Origin of the sequence: Salinimicrobium catena, from assembly GCF_900102915.1 — a bacterium.
Taxonomy (GTDB): Bacteria; Bacteroidota; Bacteroidia; order Flavobacteriales; family Flavobacteriaceae; genus Salinimicrobium; species Salinimicrobium catena.
This window is the reverse complement of the sequence record NZ_FNGG01000001.1, coordinates 865,422-882,587: the sequence shown is the minus strand read 5'-3', so window position 1 is coordinate 882,587 and position 17,166 is coordinate 865,422. Positions and strand designations below refer to the sequence as shown.

Sequence of the window (17,166 nt, the reverse complement as noted above, 5' to 3'; positions counted from 1 at the left end):
TAAATTATGAATACCTGGTTATGGGCTTTGGTTCTGATTGCAGCTGTCTGGGCAGCTCACTGGGGTGCGGAGCACTTGTCAAAACCTTTGAAAAAGTTAAGAAAACAATGGGGTTTTTCGGTAGCTGCCGGTGGTGCCTTAATTGGTTTGGCAGCAGCGAGTCCTGAAATAGGAATTAATATCACCAGTGCAGTAACCGGCGTGGGAGATATTGGTCTGGGGACCATGTTTGGATCTAATGTTATTGCTATTCCTTTAATGGTCATAACAGCTTACATTGCGACCAGGCATCTAAAAAATAAGAACAAAGATGAAGGACACCAGGAGCACAAGAAGGAGCACCTGCTAAAAGTAGATCCCACGGCCGTAACGGTCCAGGCTTTACCGTACTTGGTAATTGTAGCAGTAGTAGCTATACTAACTGTTCCTTCTGCCTGGAGAGGGTTACAGCCCGTGGATGGCTGGATAATGTTGGGAATGTATATCATTTTTCTTGCTCAGGCCCTCCTTAGAGGAAAAAAAGAAAGCGAAAAAGTGGAATGGAAGAAAAAGGAGATCTGGTTGGCGGTAGCAGGTCTGGTTGCTTTAGGTTTAGGCGCCTTTTTCACAGTTCGTGCTACAGAAAACCTGGTTTCCTCCTTTGGATTATCACAAATAGTGGGTGGTTTATTTATTACAGCTCCAATGGCTGCATTGCCCGAAGTTTTTGCTACCTGGAGTGTAGCTAAAAGTGGTCAGATAACTTCCGGTGTCACCAGCGTCATAGGAGATCATGCCGTTACCCTGACAGTAGCATTTTTCCCTTTGGCCTTAGTTGGCCTGCCTGTAAGCAACTTCCCCTTATTCGTGACCGTCTTGAGCTTTGTAGGATTGGTTGGTATTCTTTATGCTGCTTTCATTCATATGGGCAGCAGGAAAAGCGGACATGGTTTTAAACGGTGGCAGGTCGTTACCCTTGGAAGTGTTCTGCTGGTTTATATTGCGGTTGTGCTCTTTGGGGTATTAAATATTCTCAGTAGTACATTTAGCAGCTAATTTTAAACTACTACTAGAAAATTCTCTAAGTCTGACTTGTTGAACAACAGAATAGAAATAATCTGAGGACTATCCTTTACCTCAGCAGAAAAATTCTTGACCCCCCTTCAAAGTGTTACCCCGGTGTTACCCCAAATAAAAAAGCCGACTCGTTAAAGTCGGCTTTCTCAGTCTGTGCGGGCGGGGAGACTCGAACTCCCACACCGTAAGGCACTAGATCCTAAGTCTAGCGTGTCTACCAATTCCACCACGCCCGCTTGCTTTTCAATAAGTCACTTACTTGTTGTAAGCGGATGCAAATATAATTATAAGTTTCAATTTGCAAACAGGAAATTGAAAAAATTTCTCCTGTTCCCAATTTTTTTCTTTCATCCCTAATTTTGACCCTTGGGGAATAGTACAATCCCCCGTCTTGCACTTCCCTAATTAGTGTTGACCGGTTTTATGTATTAATTTTCATTATCAAAAATAGTAATTACAGGTCGTTCTTCTGGCTTGAGAGTTGACCAATAATTTATAAACTCTTCAGGATTCCTTTTTTCTAAATGATCATGCGATCTTTTGTTGTTATAGTTCTTCACTGCCTTGTTTAACTGACTCTGGAGTTGGCTAAAGGTTTGTGGCTTCCAGTGGTCCAGAAATTCTTCTTTTATTGTTCTATTGATCCTTTCAGCATAGGCATTATCCTGAGCACTGAGAGCCACACTAATAGTAGTTGTATTAGCTTTTAAGAGATCAGTATATGATTTATAAGTGTACTGGCTTCCTCTGTCTGAGTGATGGATCTTTGGAGCTTTATTATCTTTGAGAGCCATTTTCAGAGCCTTTATGTTAGCTGTTCCTCTCATGTTGTCCGATACATGATAACCCACTATTTTTTTGGTGTAAACATCAATAATAAAGACCGCATAATAAAATCTATCTCCCACCCTATAATAAGTGATATCAGATTGCCATACCACTGAAGGAGCATTAATTTCCATTCCTTTAATGGCATTGGGATAGTAGATCTTTCCCGCTATAGTAGTTCGCTTGTAATTCTTTTTTCTTTTTAGCCGATAGCCCAGTTGCATAAAAGTATCTACAAAACGATCTCTTCCAATAAAATCTGGTTTTAGAATACTATACATTTTCTCCACCCCACAACCAGGATGCTCTTTGCGAAGATCATCAGCTTCTTCCATTAACTGCATTAGCCTATTGTCAAAAACAGTTTGTCTTTGCGCATATTGATGTACAGCTTGTTTGCTGATCCCGATACTTTCGTAGAGCTGGTTCATAGAAAAACTTATTTCTTTTTTATTTTCTCTGAACCAGTTGATTGTGGGGTGCTGTAGTTTTTTTTAATATCGATATCAAGCTCAGTCTTAGCCAGTTCGATCATTTTCTCAAAATACTCTACCTGGATCTGTTTACGGCCCAAGGCCGCTTCAAGTTCTTTGATCCGGGCTTCCATTTCTTTCATTTTTTTACCGCTACTATCTTCCATTTCTACGACTCTAAAACCTTTCTCGTTAAAGTTAGAAAATTTATAGATCCATCGGTAAATGACTGGGTTAGCAATTCCATGTAGCTTAGAAAGCTGCCGGACACTAAGTTCTCCACTTTCAAAGTCAGCAACAACTTGTTTTTTAAATTCCTCAGAATACTGACGGGATTTTCGCAATAATCGAACATTGGGTTTCATATAAGTTGATTTTAGTGGTCAACCTATATCAGGGACGTACATCTCAATTCTCATATCTAACTACTCACATCTAATATCTCACCTCTAATTTTCTTACCTTTACTCAACTACAAAACGACCAATATGAAAGACACCAAAACATACGTAGAAGAGAATAAGCAACGTTTTATTGACGAGCTTATTGAACTGCTGAAAATACCTTCTATCAGCGCGAATTCCAACTACAAGGACGACATGCTCAAGACGGCTGAGGCGGTAAAGAAGAGCCTGCTTGAAGCGGGTTGTGACGTGGCCGAGATCAACGAGACCCCCGGACATCCCGTGGTCTACGGAGAAAAGATCATTGATCCAGATCTTCCCACAGTACTGGTGTACGGGCACTACGACGTGCAGCCGCCAGATCCGCTTGACCTGTGGGAGAACCCGCCTTTTGAGCCGGTGATCAAGGAAACCAGGATCCACCCTGAAGGCGCCATTTTTGCCAGGGGTGCCTGTGATGACAAAGGACAGATGTACATGCACGTGAAAGCCCTGGAGTACATGACCAAAAATGATAAGCTGCCCTGCAACATCAAGTTCATGATAGAAGGCGAAGAAGAAGTGGGAAGCGAACACCTGGGCTGGTTTATTGAGCACAACAAGGAAAAACTAAAGAACGATGTGATCCTTATCAGCGACACCGGAATGATAGCTAAGGACACTCCTTCTATAACTACAGGTTTAAGAGGATTGAGCTATATGGAAGTGGAGGTGACCGGTCCTAACCGCGACCTGCACAGCGGACTTTACGGCGGTGCTGTGGCCAACCCCATCAACATTCTTTGCAAGATGATTGCATCCTTACAGGATGAGAACAATCACATCACTATTCCCGGATTCTACGATAGGGTAAAGGAATATTCTCAGGAAGAAAGAGCGAAAATGGCCGAGGCTCCTTTTGATCTTAAAGAATACCGAGAAAAACTAAATATTGATGAGGTACATGGCGAAGAAGGCTATTCCACTTTGGAACGCGCTTCCATCAGGCCTACTTTAGATGTGAACGGAATTTGGGGAGGATACACAGGAGAAGGCGCTAAAACGGTTCTTCCTTCTAAGGCCTATGCTAAAATTTCCATGCGCCTGGTTTCTGACCAGGATTGGAAAGAGATCAGCGCCCTGTTCAAGGACCATTTTGAAAAGATCGCTCCCAAAAGCGTCAAGGTGAATGTGAACACCCATCATGGCGGACAAGCTTACGTAACGCCTATCGATACTTTGGAATACCAGGCCGCCAATGACGCTTATGCCGAAGCCTTCGGAAAAGATCCGATTCCACAGCACAGCGGGGGAAGCATTCCCATTGTAGCTTTATTTGAAGAGGAGCTTAAGAGCAAGACTATTTTAATGGGCTTCGGACTGGATACAGATGCCATTCATTCTCCTAACGAACATTTCGGGATCTGGAATTACCTGAAAGGCATTGAGACCATTCCACTTTTCTACAAGCACTTCACAAAGCTGAAGCAGGCAGAGAAATAAGAGAAATCTCTTTTGAATATATCAAACCTAACCGGTCTCGGAGACCTGTTAGGTTTTTTTTAGCTTACACCTTCTTCACAAATTTTGTAAGGATCACGATCTGCTGCCCTTCTACCTTTCCTTCAATTTGTTCGGGATTATCGTGAACCAGGGACACTCTTCTTATGGCAGTGCCTCTTTTAGCTACCAGACTTGAACCTTTTACAGGGAGGTCCTTGATCAACACCACGGTATCACCGGCTTCAATGGTTGCGCCATTGCTGTCTTTGTGCACCACTCCGCCTGTACTTTCTCCAGCGTTTTGACCGGCTTTGGCCCACTCCAGCTGCTGTTCTTCCATGTACATCATTTCCAGCAGGTCCTGCGGCCAGCCTTCGGCTTTGAGCCTGTTCAGCATACGCCAGGCCATCACCTGTACCGCAGGAACCGTACTCCACATGCTGTCGTTGAGGCATCTCCAGTGATTAGGCTCCACTTTTTCAGGATCTTCTATCTGTTCCTTGCAGGTACCGCAGATCAAAATATGTTTATCTGCATCTGCAGGAGAATCAGGCACTTCAAATATATGAAGGTCTTCTTTTGATGCGCAAAGTTCACACTGGGATCCGCTGCGTTGAAATAGTTCTTGCTCGAGGCTCATGAGAGATTTTTGTTTGGGGCAAATTTAGGTTTTTATTTGGTAGCCACGGATCGCAGATCCGCGCCAGCTTAGAACTTCCAAAAAGATAGCACGGATTTGTAATCCGTGCTGAGTTTCAAAATAATTCTCTAATCAAATGTAAAATAGTTGATCTGATCATTTGTGAAATCCACGTCATGAATCGCAGATCTGCGCCAGATTTGTGGTGTTGTTTGAGGTCGTCACGGATCGCAGATCCGCGCCAGCTTTGAACTTCCAAATGATTAGACATGATACAATAAGCATAAATTTCCAAGCCTTTTTCTTTTTGACAAAATTGAAGATTTTTGATCAACATGTCCTTCTGTTGAGGCCGTGTGAATACATCCACCCAACCTACGGTAGTCAGTGTCACATAATATCCTGTATTTGGTTGTGTCGCTTTATATTTTGTTGACATGAGGAAATATAGTTTTTCTCTTCACGGATCGCAGATCCGCGCCAGCTTTGAACTTCCAAACCGATAGCGCGGATTTATAATCCGTGCTGAGTTCCAAAACAATTCTCTAATCAAATGTAAAATAGTTAATCTGGCCATTTTTGAAATCCACGGCACGGATTGCAGATCCGCGCCAGCTTTGAACTTCCAAACAGATAGCGCGGATTTATAATCCGTGCTGAATTGTTTCCCTATTTCAAATTCCTCTCAATATAAGCCTCAACCCTTTTTTCCATTATGGGCAGGGTCACTGTTCCCTGTTCGAGGATCACCTCATGAAAATCCCTGATATTGAAATTTGGTCCTAGTGCCTTTTCCGCTTTTTCGCGAAGTTCCCTGATCTTCATCTCCCCTATCTTATAAGAGACCGCCTGCCCCGGCCAGGAGATGTAGCGGTCAACTTCGGTGTTGATGTTGTGCAATGAAAGCGCGGTATTTTCTTTTAAGAAAATCACTGCCTGCTCGCGGGTCCAGCCCAGCGCGTGAATTCCAGTGTCCACCACCAGCCTTCCGGCACGCCATTGTTCATAAGTAAGTTTCCCGAAGCGTTCATAAGGAGTGGTGTAAATACCCATTTCCTGGGCTAAGGTTTCAGAGTAAAGCCCCCAGCCTTCTCCAAAAGCCGATAAATAAAAGCTTCTTCTGAATTCAGGAATGCTATCGCCCAATTCCCGGTTAAGGGCGATCTGCAGGTGATGGCCCGGTACGGCTTCATGGGCAGTCAAAGCCGGTAGAACGTACAGCGGCCGGTTGGAAAGGTTGTAAGTGTTCACCCAGTAATATCCTGGCTCGGTATCTTCAGCAGAGCCCACATATCGGCCAGTTGTATATTTTGGTGCAATGGCATCGGGCACCGGCGCCACCCCATAAGGCTGCCTGGGCAATTTTTTAAAGTACTTCGGAAGCTGCGCGTCAATTCTTTTGGAAATATCCCGGGCTTCTTTGAGAAGTTCCTCGCCTGTTTCGGCATAAAATTGTTCATCGGTCCGCAGGAAATGGATGAAGTCGGCAAAACTGCCTTCAAAACCCACTTCTTCAATGATCTTCTGCATTTCTGCCTTTATCCTGGCTACTTCTTTAAGGCCTTTTTGATGGATCTCTTCTGCGGAAAGTTCAAGGGTGGTGTAATAGTTCAGTCTGTTCTGATAGTATTCCTTACCTCCCGGAATTTCTGAAACTCCCAGTGATTGGCGCGCTGCCGGAAGGTATTCAGATTCGAAAAACTCCTTGATCCTTTTGAACTGCGGAATGACATTCTCTGAAATGGCCTTTTCGGCTGCCTTCAAAACCGAATCTTTCTGTGCCTGGGTCAGCGTTTTCGGAAGATCCAGAAATGGGGTGTAATAATAACTTTTCAGCGGGTCAGCGACCAACTGATCATTATATGTAGCGTCATAACCTTCAAAGATCACCCGCGGCTGCACATTGCCTTTTTCGATCCCCTTCCGCAGCAATTTCAGGTGTTGATCTACATATTGGGGCACGGCATTGAGCTTGTTAAGGTATTTTCTCACCTGCTCATAGGTGCTCAGGTCGCGCACGTGGTAAGGCAGGCTAACATGAAAACCGGCATCAGAAAGCAACGGATTCAGGTAAGCGCCGTATTCATAAAAATCGATGGTTTCCCGCAGCTTATATTTCAGCAGTTCTTTTGAGATCTGCTCGGTTTCAGAAAGGGCGTCAGAATTTACTTTTTCAAGCTCTTTTAACTGCTCCCTGGCAAAATCTGCTTCTTCTTTATAGTATTCTTCGGAATAATTTCCCAGCGGAAACTCTTCCCGGTGATATCCCTTGTGCTCCTGCACCTTTTGAATGACCGAGTCCAGCTGTGCCGAAGCCTTCTGCGCCATTGACTGTAAACCTAACAGGAGCGCGATGAGGATGATTGGGAGACGTAGTTTCATAAGTTATCTTTTAAAGTTAATTTCCTTTGATCCTTTCCCAAAGATCGATCACGATCTCGCGGCCTTCATCGGGTACTTTCTCGACCTCTTCGGCCGTGAACGTACCGTTTTCCGGAACGAGTTTATAACTGAACACGAAATCTGAATCGGGATCTGAAGGATTCAGTTTTCCGAAGCGAAGATCATTGAAGTACAGGTCACCGTCTGTTTCAGAAATGGTGTACCAGCCCTTTGATATCTTGATAAGCCGCTGCACGTTTTTGTCATTTTTATGCATGCCGAGGTAATGATGGTTTTTGGGCACGGCTTTGAACCGAATGAGGCCATCATTGTCAAAAAACGAGTAGTATCCAATGAGGTAAGCATCTTCGGCCTCTACATTCGCTGTCCACAGGATCGTATTGAACGGAGTGGGTCGGGTATCCATACGTTCGTAAAAGATCCCCTGCCGCTCCAGGCTGTGCTTAAAATTATTGTAGGCGATGCCTTTAAAGATAAGTGTCAGCACCAAATATCCGCTGCTTATCAGCAAACCAAGCTTATTATATTTTTTACGTTTTGGATCTGTCCTTTTCCTGCGCATGGCCAGGATGAGGAAGACCAGAAAGGGAATCGTGTACAGCGGATCGATCACAAAAATATTCTTGAAGGCCAGCCTGATGTCCAGCGGCCAGAACAACTGCGTGCCCCAGGTGGTAAAGGAATCAAGAACAGGATGGGTGAACAAACCCCAGAACATAAGCCAGGACCAATCTTTCCAACCTACACCGGACTTTCTTTCGATCTTCGAAATGAGGTACCCGAACACAGGCGCAGCTAAAACTGAAAATATTATCGAATGGCTGAAACCCCGGTGTATCTCGATCGCGGTAATGGTGTCGGTAAAGTTGCCGGCAAAAGCATCAAGGTCTGGAATAGTACCGGCAATAGCACCATACAGCATGGCCTTGTTCCCGACCTTCCTGCCAAGAACGGCTTCTCCTACAGCTGCACCAAGTACTATTTGAGTTAAACTATCCATGCCTGCTTAAAATTCCAATTTTTTCAAATTCCAAATTCCAAAATTTTCTGACCTCCATCCTCTGACCACTGTCCACTAGTCCACTAGTCCACAATCTCCATTTTCTTCAGCAGGAAGGAGGCGTTCATATTCTGACAAACGCCTTTTTTAAAGCGGTAATCAAAATTAAGTTCATTGTTGATGATCTCGGCGTCAAAATAGTAATTTTTGACCTGCGGTAGTTCATTGGACACCTCGCAAAGGCTCAGATCATGAGTGGCGATTATTCCCGTTGATTTTGAACGCACCAGTTTTTCGATGAATTTTCGAGAGCCGATGGCCTTGTCAGTACTGTTGGTGCCCTTCAGGATCTCGTCGAGAATGATGAAATATTTGTCATTTTTGATCTCGTCCACGATATATTTCAAGCGCTTCAGTTCAGAAAAGAAATAGGATTCATCATCGGTCAGCGAATCGGTAGTACGCATGCTGGTGATGAGTTTTATAGGAGAGTAAATACAAGTCTTTGCACAAACAGGCAATCCCACATTTGCCATGAGGATCTGCAGGCTCACGGTTCTCAAAAAGGTACTTTTCCCGGCCATATTTGCGCCGGTAATGATGAAAAACTGTTCCTTCTCAATACTGAAATCATTCGCAACTCTCTTTTCAGGATCCAGCAATGGGTGCGCCAGTTGCTCAGATTTCGTTAGATGGCCATCAAAATCCTTTATTTCGGGAAATACATATCCCGGATGGTTAAAGGAGAAATTCCCGAGCGAGTTATAGGCATCCATAAATTCTATGACCGTAAACCACTGTTTCACCTTGGATTGGTTCTTCAATATCCACTTTTCAAGTTTATAAGATTGTCTTAGGTCCCATAGTAAAAATCCATTCCCAAAGATCCCAAAGATCATGTTGTTACGCTGGTCAAGTGCATCTATAGCCTTTGAGAACTTCTTCAGGATCTTTGAGGCCTTTTCTTTTTCAGAAGCGATCAACTCTTTCCTGGCCTTAAGCAATTCAGAAGAGAATTCGGTGTTTTCAATTAAAGCGAGCAATTGGTAATACTGGTGAAAGGTATCCTGCACCTTGCTAACGCTGCCAGAGAGCAGGTTGATCCTTTTCAGATAAATGCCGGTAATGAACAGCCCTGTAAAGAACCATAGCAGGAGCTCGATCCCACCGATGAAATCAAAGAAAAAAGCTGCTAATACTATTACAGACAGTCCTGAAAAGACAGATGGCAGCCATCGCATCATTTTCGGAACAAAGCTCTTGTAGGTCTTTAGCCACTTCAAAATGGTCTGGGTTCGGGTTTCGGTCTTGACCAGGGTGGCGAGGGCGGAAAAATTCTGCCGCCAGTCGGCCTTTTCTGAAAGTTCCTTTACCGCCTCCTGTTTTTGTTCAATACCCTGAATATCATTTGAAAGCAAGAGGCTGGCCAGTTCCTGCTTCCCCTCTACCAGTGCGGTACGGTTGAGATACTGAAAAAAGGAGGCCCTCCCAAAGAGGTCGATATCCTGGCTGAAAGGATGCTGCGGATCTTCAAATTCTGAACCATCTGGCAGCTCCTGAAATTTACTGTCCAGCACCTGCAGTTCGGTCTCATTGATCCTGATAAGTTCTCGAAATTTGTCCCTTTCATACTTGAGGTCTGAATGGCGGGAAACCAGGAAAAGGAACAAGGCGATTCCCACTACCAGCACTCCAATGATGACAGTCGCGTTTCCAAAGAAATAGTAAACCAGGTAAGCGGTAGCCAAAAAAACTGCCAGCCGCAGGAGGCTCGAAAAAGCCAATTTTTGTGAGGCTTTGCTTAGGTGAGACTTGTAGTTTTCGATCTGTGAATTGTAAAAAGTATGGGGGGTATTCATTGAAGTTCCTGTTGTTGTTTTTTAGTTAATCCTTTCACCACAAGGTCATAGGAGTGGTCTATCATTTCCCTGACCAGTTTCGGCGGAAGGGATTCGGCGAAAACGGTATTCCAGTGCGTTTTGCTCATATGATACGCTCCGGTGATCTTACCGTCAAACTCCTCACGCAGTCTAATGGCCTTTTCCGGATCGCATTTCAGGTTTACCTGGAAAGGCATGCGCTCCAGTCCGCAAAGGGCAAACATTTTTCCGCAGACCTTGAAGACAAGAGTATGTTCATCAAAAGGAAATTCTTCGGTCACACCTTTTTTCTGAAGGCAATATTCCCTGAAACTTTCCACGTTCATTGCTGTACCATTTTTTCCTAAGAGTTACTGCGGAAGGATTTCTCCAAAGATAGAAAGAAGTTTTGGAGCTTAACCGGCCTGCCTGTTCTTATTCCCTGCAGCTCCTATTTCGCCCAGGTGTGTAAACCTGAAACCATTTTCATACTTGAGGCCGTACCCCAGCAGCCGATCAAAGGAGGCGTGGGAGAAAAGCACAAGTCCGGCAAGCTGTAGTCCAGTAGATTGCAGGTATAATCCGGAAAGGTATAAAAGGATCGCTATCCCTTTATGATGAAATACATTGTAACCTATGGCTCCTGCCTTGTTCCCAAAAAGATAGCCAAGCATGCCCACATCAGGTACAAAGAAGAGCGCCGCGAACAGCCACCAGCTATATTCAAGCGAGGTGAAAAGAAATAGTCCCAGGAGCAGCATGCCCAGTTCTTCCAGTTTTAAAGTAGTTTTCATCATTTTTCGATCTTGTAAAGCACCGGTTTACAGGGAGCGGCGTCGTTCTCAAAAGAAGCCGGCTGTAAATTCAAGAAATACCCGCCGTCTTCTACCTTAACCGGAACATACACCAGCTCTGTAATAGTGGCCTCAAACCGGGTGTTTTTAGGATAATTCCAGAACGCCTTATGTGCCAGCAGTTTCCCTTCATCCTTTTCCCTGTCTACAGAAGGCAGGTCTACCAGCAAATGCTCCACGCCGCATTCCCTGATGTACCTGGCCGCCGCTTCTTCCAGATAAGGCCAGTTAGTATGTGAGTAGTGCTTACTGCGTTTTGCGATGGTGTTAGGCAAAGTCCGTATCACCAGTGCCTCTGCCTCGCCCTTATCAATAAGTTTCTCGAGCTGTGCTCTGGTGATGACCTTATCCTCTCCTCTGACTTCGGGTTCGACGGAAATGAGCTTGGCTAAAAAGAAAAATTTCTTGAGGTTATCATTGATGCTGTGGAATTCGGGGGTAATATGACCCACACATTCGGTGTGAGTAGCATGCCCGTGCGGATTAAAGGAGATATCATTGAAATTGGTTGAAGCTCCCAGGCTTACCTTTCCTATAAAATCGCCGTACCTCACCGGCTCGATCCGGGGTGTACCCAAATACCAGGCGATGGGATTTTTTTCGTCGCCTCTAAGGCTGAGGGAAATGTCGATGGGTTTGGAGAGATCGATGGTGAAACTTCCGGATTTGTGGTGAATATTTGCCTTCATTAATTATTGATCAATGGTAGATGTAAAAGTAAGTCTTTAGATCTCAAAAAGAAATTCAGATATTCTTTTAATCAATATACCTAGTAAATCTACAACCCTGTCAGGGGATTGGAACCCTGACAGGGTAAAACTTCCAATCGTTACTCTTCCTCCACCCTGAACAATTCCGCGGCGATACCGTCACTCAAAAATTTCCCTTTTTTTGAGACGTGAAGTCTGCCCTCTTTCCACTCCAGCATTCCATCCTTGATCAATCTTGCAGCTTCCCGAAGCAGGTACTCTTTATAATCTCTTCCAAAACTTCTTTCCACTTCATCAACAGAAACTCCCCATTTGGTCCGCAGCCGGGTCATCACCAGTTCGTTATATCGGTCTTTTGCAGAGAGTTCTTCTATTTCTACAGGAATTTCGCCTTTTTCAAGGGCTTTAATGTAAAGCGAGTTATTGCTCACATTCCACTTCCTTCTTAAACCATCAAAAGAGTGCGCAGAAGGCCCAATCCCCAGGTAAGTTTTCCCAAACCAATATGCAGTGTTATTGCGCGAGAAATACCCAAGCTTTCCAAAATTGGAAAATTCATAGTTCTCAAATCCGACTTTTTCCAGAACCTCAATCATGATCTCGTACTGCTCCCTGGCCGGCCCTTCTTCTACGGGAGCGATCTTCCCCTTTTCGATCATGCTTTTTAGAGCCGTTCGGGGTTCTACCGTGAGGGCGTAGCTGGAAATATGCGGCACGTCGAGATCTAAGGCGATCTGAAGATTTTCCCTCCAGCGGTCATTGCTCATCCCCGGGATCCCGTAGATAAGATCAATAGAAATATTGTCGAAATATTTTTTTGCAGCCTGTATGGATCTTAGCGCCTCCTTCTCGTTGTGCGCCCGGTTCATCAGCTTCAGATCTTCTTCAAAAAAAGACTGCACCCCAATGCTCAAACGGTTTACGGGAGAATCGGCCAGCATTTTTATCTTTTCCTCAGAAAGATCATCGGGATTGGCTTCAAGGGTGATCTCAGGGTCTGCCCCAACCGAATAATTCTCGTAGATCACCTTAAAGATCTTCTCAAGTTCCTCTTTTTCCAGCAGTGACGGAGTTCCACCACCAAAATAGATGGTTTCCACCTCTCCGGGAATCTCCTCTTTTCGCAATTCCAGTTCCCGACACAGTGCCTCGACCATTGCCGGCTTCTTCTTCACAGACGTCGAGAAATGAAAGTCACAGTAGTGACAGGTTTGTTTGCAAAAGGGGATATGTATATAAATTCCTGCCATTTATTCAATTTGAAGATTAGTTGATTTGAAAATTTGAAGATCATTTTTCAAATCTTCAAATTAGCACATTTTCAAATCATTTTATTTTCGAAGGATTTTGCTTCACAAAAGCCTCCCACCCGGAATAACTTTTCCCGGCCACCACTTTCCCGGAATTGTAATGATGACAAACCGCAGCCGCGAGTCCGTCTGTGGCATCGAGATTCTTGGGCAGCTTTTTAAGAGCCAGGAGGCTTTGAAGCATTTTTGCCACTTGTTCCTTACTGGCGTTCCCGTTTCCGGTAATGGCCATTTTGATCTTTTTTGGAGAATATTCGGTAACCGGCACTTCCCGGCTCAAACCGGCTGCCATGGCCACTCCCTGTGCCCGGCCGAGTTTGAGCATCGACTGCACGTTCTTTCCGAAAAAAGGGGCTTCAATGGCTATCTCATCAGGATGCCAGGTATCGATCAATTCTATGGTGCGCTCAAAAATAAGCTTCAGTTTGACATACGGGTCATCATATTTTTGAAGCTGCAGCTCATTGAGCTGCAAAAAGGACATTTTCCTGTTGACGACTTTAATCAGGCCAAACCCCATAATGGTAGTACCCGGGTCAATGCCTAAAATGATTTTTTCGGTATTCAAAAGCTTCGTATTATTGCAGGGTAAACCTTTATATATCTGATTTTTGATCAGGAAAAAGCTGTAACCACCTCTCACTGAACATATGAGGATCACCTCGCACAAAGCTAATCAATTCTTATCATTCGCTCTTAAGATCCTCGTGGTTTCGGCCGCAGTTTATTTTATCTGGTACAAGCTCACCTCAGACGAGCAAATGAACCTGGAGCAGTTCCTTAATATTCTGCTGAAGTATCGGGTATTCTCTTTCACAAATATCCTTGTGTTGCTGTTTCTCACGTTTTTCAACTGGTATTTCGAGATCCTCAAATGGCAGAACCTTAGCGCCCATGTGAGGAAAAACTCTTTTAAAAAGGCAATCAAAGAAAGTCTGGCTTCTTTCACCGCCGCTATTTTTACCCCCAGTAGAATTGGAGAATATGGCGCAAAATGCCTTTACTATGCCCGCAACGCCTGGAGAAAGGTCATTTTCCTAAACTTTATGGGCAATATGGCCCAGCTGTTCGCTACCTATTTTTTCGGGATCGCCGGTCTGCTTTTTCTCATCACCACCCTGGACCTGCCCCTGCCCTTCTTCAATGCTTTGCTGGTCGCAGGGTTACTGGTTTCGCCATTCGTGATCTACTGGATCATGAAAAAGTTCAGATTAAGGCTTAAAGGATATTCCATCCAAAGACTTGAAGATTCATTTTACAATGTGCCCGAAGAAATCAGGTGGAAGACCATGATCTACGCCACCGCACGTTTCCTCATCTTCACTCACCAGTTCTACTTTTTGCTGCTGGTCTTCAAGGTAGACGTGTCGTATCCGCTGCTCATTTCGGCAGTTTTCAGCACCTATATCCTGGCTTCCATCATTCCCACCATGATCATCTTTGATGCCCTAATAAAAGGCGGTTTCGCGGTGTGGGTTTTCGGGCTACTGCAGGTACCGCAGATCGTGGTTTTGACCATAGTGCTCACGGTTTGGATCCTCAATTTCGCCGTACCCGGAGTGCTGGGCAGCTATTTTGTGCTTAAATACAAGAAAACCACCCCTGCCAGGCCATGATCATCTTTCTGGCGGTCATAAGCTTTCTCTACGTTTTTCTACTGCTTTTTCTGCTTTATGGCCTTCGGAAGTTGCCGGATTTCTGCGGAAAAAATAGCGTCCCAAAAACAACTTTTTCGATACTTATTCCCTTTCGAAATGAAGCCGAATCCCTTCCGGAGCTGCTGTACAGCCTGAAGCAGCTCAATTACCCGAAAGAATTTTTCGAAATTATTCTGATCAATGATGCTTCTGAAGATGCTTCCGAAGCCATATGCACGAGTTTTATTTCTGAAAATCCACAGCTGAATGTCAGCTTCCTTCAGAATCAAAGAAAATCTGGAAGCCCAAAAAAAGATGCCCTCACCACCGGGATAGAAGCAGCGAAAAATGACTTTATCGCCACCACCGATGCCGATTGCCGTTTGCCTGAAACCTGGCTGCAGGAACTTGATGCAGTAATTCAAAACGATGAAGCAGAATTCGTCGCAGGGCCGGTGACTGTGATCCCAAAAAAGGGATTTTGGAACGGCTTTCAGGAGCTGGACATCTTCAGTTTACAGGCAGCAACCATGGGCAGCTTTGGAGTGGACCTGCCCATAATGTGCAACGGCGCCAACCTTTGTTTCAGCAAAGAAGCATTTTTAAAAGTTAACGGCTATAGCGGAAATGAAGGCATTGCCAGCGGCGATGACATCTTCCTGCTTGAAAAGTTTCAAAAAGCCGGGCTCAAAACCGCATTTTTAAAAAGCCGGGCTGCCATTGTTCAAACAACCTTGCAGCCAGACCTGGAAAGCCTTATTTCCCAACGCGTTCGCTGGGCGGCAAAAACCTCAGCTTACAAAAGTTTCTTTGCGAAAATTGTCGGGCTCACCGTTCTCCTGATGAACCTGGGCCTAATAATGGCATTTTTGGGCTTTGTGACCGGACTGCTACCTCTACAGGCGTTTGGTTTGCCTTTCCTTTTAAAATTTAATGCCGACTTCATTCTGATCTATCAGGGCGCCCGGTTCTTTGACAGGGAAAAAGCTATGAAGACTTATTTCTTCAGCAGCCTTATCTATCCTTTTTTCAGCAGTTATGTAACAGCTATTTCTCTTTTTTGTGGCTACAACTGGAAAGGCAGGAGATTCAGAAAGTAGGAAAAACACCGGATATTTTTTGCTATCTTTAATTTCCTACACTTAAAAAAATGCGAAGATCAAGAAGAATACTGGCTATTATTATGTTTCTGATCACAGGCAGTTTGGCGGCCCAGAACATATTCATCATAGAAGGAGACACCCTGCAGTTACAGCGGGAAGTGAAAGGGCCGCTGAGTTTATACTGGAACCTCGAAGGCACCACCTACAGGTATTTTGTTCAGAAGAACAAGACCCTGCGCGAACTCACCAATGCCAATGGTGAATACAGGAACACACTTGAAAAACTTACCGCCGATGCCGACATTAAAACAGATGAAGTGAAGTTCCTTCTCTACAGCTTGAAGCATTTCACAAACCAGTATAACGCGCTGGTCCAGGAAGATTATACTTACAATACTTCCACTCCAAACATTCAGCACCGGCTGGGATTATTCACAGGACTGTCAAACAACAAGTACACCACCAACCCCGATAATGTCATGGCTCCAGTGCTGGGAGTGGAATTCGAGTTCTTTGACCCCAATCTGGCCCCGAGACACGTGGCATTTCTCCAACTCAGGCATTCATTCAAAAGGGATCAATACCGGTACAGCTCTACACAGCTTTCGGTGAACTACCGGTTCAAGGTATTGTACTTTTCGGGATTTGACCTGCACATTGACACCGAACTCGCTACCCTGCTCTATTCCGAAGACAGGGTGAACATCATCGATGAGGCGGGAGAGGTGATCGCTGTTGAAGACGATCGCGGGTTTTCATTTACCGCGCCTTTTAGTTTTGGGGTGGGCACAGACATTAGGGTGACCGATGTAAGTTACATCACCCTGAGCTATAATGACATTGTTTCGCTTGTTCTTGACGGGAACGGGAACTTTCCGCTGGATTTTACGGTGGGCTACAAATTCAGCCTTTGATCATTCCGCCTGTATGACGATGGGCATTTTGAACTTGGTCACCACGGGAATGCCGCGTTTGCTGGCCGGGTAGATCTTTGGCAGCGAATCTACGCTTTGCTTAAGCCAGTTTTTGATCTCGGGCAATTGTGCCACCACGAGAGAATCCACTTCCATAGAATCTATGGCCGGAATGCCTTTTTCAGATATCCGCAGATACAGGTAAAGAGTGTCGTCAATAGATTCGGTCACTACCGGGTGTTTAGCTTCCAGTCGCGCATAGAAATAATTTGCCACCTTATTTCCGAAGCAGGTTTTGGCCGCGTCAGACTCCATTAACTCCCGACATTCCTCAAAGGCCGGGTACTGATCCACTTCCTGCCAGTTGAGCTCGCGAGTTTCTTCGGATAGGATCTCTTCTGAAGAGACTTTTTGCTTTTCAAAGTACTCACAGGAAGTTAGGGCCGTCAAAAAAAGGATGAGTAAAGTTTTCTTCATTCAGTAAACTCACAGT

Annotated in this window: 17 protein-coding genes and 1 tRNA gene; 5 read left to right on the top strand and 13 right to left on the bottom strand. The window is 44.7% G+C overall.

Features of this window, described 5'->3' with window-relative positions; all coding sequences use genetic code 11:
• Positions 1 to 6: 6 nt before the first annotated feature.
• Positions 7 to 1,035 (top strand): sodium:calcium antiporter, encoded by a 1,029-nt coding sequence (locus BLS64_RS04090; protein ID WP_093111988.1) that lies wholly within the window; start codon positions 7 to 9, stop codon positions 1,033 to 1,035.
• Positions 1,036 to 1,210: 175 nt separating this feature from the next.
• Here the strand turns inward: BLS64_RS04090 and BLS64_RS04085 are convergent.
• The 3 genes from BLS64_RS04085 to BLS64_RS04075 all read right to left on the bottom strand — a co-directional run bounded on the left by BLS64_RS04085 (position 1,211) and on the right by BLS64_RS04075 (position 2,722).
• A tRNA-Leu gene (locus BLS64_RS04085) sits at positions 1,211 to 1,292 on the bottom strand.
• A 192-nt stretch (positions 1,293 to 1,484) separates the two neighbouring features.
• Positions 1,485 to 2,315 (bottom strand): IS3 family transposase, encoded by an 831-nt coding sequence (locus BLS64_RS04080; RefSeq protein ID WP_093111986.1) that lies wholly within the window; start codon positions 2,313 to 2,315, stop codon positions 1,485 to 1,487.
• Between the two features lie 8 nt (positions 2,316 to 2,323).
• Positions 2,324 to 2,722: a transposase gene (locus BLS64_RS04075; RefSeq protein WP_093111984.1), complete on the bottom strand. Its 399-nt coding sequence runs from the start codon at positions 2,720 to 2,722 to the stop codon at positions 2,324 to 2,326.
• Between the two features lie 123 nt (positions 2,723 to 2,845).
• Between BLS64_RS04075 and BLS64_RS04070 the strand changes: the two genes are divergently transcribed.
• On the top strand, positions 2,846 to 4,243 hold the full coding sequence (locus BLS64_RS04070; RefSeq protein WP_093111982.1) for a dipeptidase: 1,398 nt from the start codon (positions 2,846 to 2,848) through the stop codon (positions 4,241 to 4,243).
• A gap of 64 nt (positions 4,244 to 4,307) precedes the next feature.
• On the opposite strand, the gene BLS64_RS04065 is transcribed toward BLS64_RS04070, so the two are convergent.
• From BLS64_RS04065 to ruvC, 9 genes are all read right to left on the bottom strand, one after another.
• Positions 4,308 to 4,883 (bottom strand): PhnA domain-containing protein, encoded by a 576-nt coding sequence (locus BLS64_RS04065; RefSeq protein ID WP_093111980.1) that lies wholly within the window; start codon positions 4,881 to 4,883, stop codon positions 4,308 to 4,310.
• A gap of 669 nt (positions 4,884 to 5,552) precedes the next feature.
• Complete coding sequence (locus BLS64_RS04055) at positions 5,553 to 7,265, bottom strand: DUF885 domain-containing protein (RefSeq protein WP_093111976.1); 1,713 nt, start codon at positions 7,263 to 7,265, stop codon at positions 5,553 to 5,555.
• A 16-nt stretch (positions 7,266 to 7,281) separates the two neighbouring features.
• Positions 7,282 to 8,286, bottom strand: coding sequence for a metal-dependent hydrolase (locus BLS64_RS04050; protein ID WP_093111974.1), 1,005 nt, complete (start codon positions 8,284 to 8,286; stop codon positions 7,282 to 7,284).
• Between the two features lie 83 nt (positions 8,287 to 8,369).
• On the bottom strand, positions 8,370 to 10,145 hold the full coding sequence (locus tag BLS64_RS04045) for a MutS-related protein (protein WP_093111972.1): 1,776 nt from the start codon (positions 10,143 to 10,145) through the stop codon (positions 8,370 to 8,372).
• Positions 10,142 to 10,492, bottom strand: a complete 351-nt coding sequence (locus BLS64_RS04040; protein ID WP_093111970.1) for an MmcQ/YjbR family DNA-binding protein — start codon at positions 10,490 to 10,492, stop codon at positions 10,142 to 10,144. The genes BLS64_RS04045 and BLS64_RS04040 overlap by 4 nt, the downstream gene beginning before the upstream one ends.
• A 69-nt stretch (positions 10,493 to 10,561) precedes the next feature.
• Positions 10,562 to 10,939, bottom strand: coding sequence for a DUF4260 domain-containing protein (locus BLS64_RS04035; protein WP_093112319.1), 378 nt, complete (start codon positions 10,937 to 10,939; stop codon positions 10,562 to 10,564).
• Positions 10,939 to 11,688, bottom strand: coding sequence for a cyclase family protein (locus BLS64_RS04030; protein ID WP_093111967.1), 750 nt, complete (start codon positions 11,686 to 11,688; stop codon positions 10,939 to 10,941). Before BLS64_RS04030 ends, BLS64_RS04035 begins: the two co-directional genes overlap by 1 nt.
• 140 nt (positions 11,689 to 11,828) lie before the next feature.
• Positions 11,829 to 12,959, bottom strand: a complete 1,131-nt coding sequence (hemW, locus tag BLS64_RS04025; protein WP_093111965.1) for a radical SAM family heme chaperone HemW — start codon at positions 12,957 to 12,959, stop codon at positions 11,829 to 11,831.
• A gap of 76 nt (positions 12,960 to 13,035) precedes the next feature.
• Positions 13,036 to 13,587: a crossover junction endodeoxyribonuclease RuvC gene (gene ruvC, locus BLS64_RS04020; protein WP_093112317.1), complete on the bottom strand. Its 552-nt coding sequence runs from the start codon at positions 13,585 to 13,587 to the stop codon at positions 13,036 to 13,038.
• Positions 13,588 to 13,669: 82 nt separating this feature from the next.
• Here ruvC and BLS64_RS04015 point away from each other — a divergent pair, with 82 nt between their 5' ends.
• From BLS64_RS04015 to BLS64_RS04005, 3 genes are read left to right on the top strand one after another with little or no spacing between them, the layout of a single operon-like run.
• Entirely contained in the window at positions 13,670 to 14,635 is a 966-nt protein-coding gene (locus BLS64_RS04015) for a lysylphosphatidylglycerol synthase transmembrane domain-containing protein (protein WP_143019270.1), read from the top strand.
• On the top strand, positions 14,632 to 15,756 hold the full coding sequence (locus tag BLS64_RS04010) for a glycosyltransferase family 2 protein (protein WP_093111961.1): 1,125 nt from the start codon (positions 14,632 to 14,634) through the stop codon (positions 15,754 to 15,756). The genes BLS64_RS04015 and BLS64_RS04010 overlap by 4 nt, the downstream gene beginning before the upstream one ends.
• Positions 15,757 to 15,806: 50 nt before the next feature.
• Positions 15,807 to 16,673, top strand: coding sequence for a hypothetical protein (locus BLS64_RS04005; protein ID WP_093111959.1), 867 nt, complete (start codon positions 15,807 to 15,809; stop codon positions 16,671 to 16,673).
• Here BLS64_RS04005 and BLS64_RS04000 read toward each other — a convergent pair whose 3' ends face one another.
• On the bottom strand, positions 16,674 to 17,150 hold the full coding sequence (locus tag BLS64_RS04000) for a hypothetical protein (RefSeq protein ID WP_093111957.1): 477 nt from the start codon (positions 17,148 to 17,150) through the stop codon (positions 16,674 to 16,676).
• Between the last annotated feature and the right edge of the window lie 16 nt (positions 17,151 to 17,166).

What these genes read in the sequence shown, in the direction of transcription:
- BLS64_RS04070 (WP_093111982.1), top strand. Translation starts at nt 2,846, where the DNA reads ATGAAAGACACCAAAACATACGTAGAAGAGAATAAGCAACGTTTTATT.
- BLS64_RS04035 (WP_093112319.1), bottom strand. Translation starts at nt 10,939, where the DNA reads ATGAAAACTACTTTAAAACTGGAAGAACTGGGCATGCTGCTCCTGGGA.
- BLS64_RS04055 (WP_093111976.1), bottom strand. Translation starts at nt 7,265, where the DNA reads ATGAAACTACGTCTCCCAATCATCCTCATCGCGCTCCTGTTAGGTTTA.
- BLS64_RS04000 (WP_093111957.1), bottom strand. Translation starts at nt 17,150, where the DNA reads ATGAAGAAAACTTTACTCATCCTTTTTTTGACGGCCCTAACTTCCTGT.
- BLS64_RS04090 (WP_093111988.1), top strand. Translation starts at nt 7, where the DNA reads ATGAATACCTGGTTATGGGCTTTGGTTCTGATTGCAGCTGTCTGGGCA.
- BLS64_RS04050 (WP_093111974.1), bottom strand. Translation starts at nt 8,286, where the DNA reads ATGGATAGTTTAACTCAAATAGTACTTGGTGCAGCTGTAGGAGAAGCC.
- BLS64_RS04045 (WP_093111972.1), bottom strand. Translation starts at nt 10,145, where the DNA reads ATGAATACCCCCCATACTTTTTACAATTCACAGATCGAAAACTACAAG.
- BLS64_RS04040 (WP_093111970.1), bottom strand. Translation starts at nt 10,492, where the DNA reads ATGAACGTGGAAAGTTTCAGGGAATATTGCCTTCAGAAAAAAGGTGTG.
- BLS64_RS04010 (WP_093111961.1), top strand. Translation starts at nt 14,632, where the DNA reads ATGATCATCTTTCTGGCGGTCATAAGCTTTCTCTACGTTTTTCTACTG.
- hemW (WP_093111965.1), bottom strand. Translation starts at nt 12,959, where the DNA reads ATGGCAGGAATTTATATACATATCCCCTTTTGCAAACAAACCTGTCAC.
- BLS64_RS04080 (WP_093111986.1), bottom strand. Translation starts at nt 2,315, where the DNA reads ATGAACCAGCTCTACGAAAGTATCGGGATCAGCAAACAAGCTGTACAT.
- BLS64_RS04065 (WP_093111980.1), bottom strand. Translation starts at nt 4,883, where the DNA reads ATGAGCCTCGAGCAAGAACTATTTCAACGCAGCGGATCCCAGTGTGAA.
- BLS64_RS04015 (WP_143019270.1), top strand. Translation starts at nt 13,670, where the DNA reads ATGAGGATCACCTCGCACAAAGCTAATCAATTCTTATCATTCGCTCTT.
- BLS64_RS04005 (WP_093111959.1), top strand. Translation starts at nt 15,807, where the DNA reads ATGCGAAGATCAAGAAGAATACTGGCTATTATTATGTTTCTGATCACA.
- BLS64_RS04030 (WP_093111967.1), bottom strand. Translation starts at nt 11,688, where the DNA reads ATGAAGGCAAATATTCACCACAAATCCGGAAGTTTCACCATCGATCTC.
- BLS64_RS04075 (WP_093111984.1), bottom strand. Translation starts at nt 2,722, where the DNA reads ATGAAACCCAATGTTCGATTATTGCGAAAATCCCGTCAGTATTCTGAG.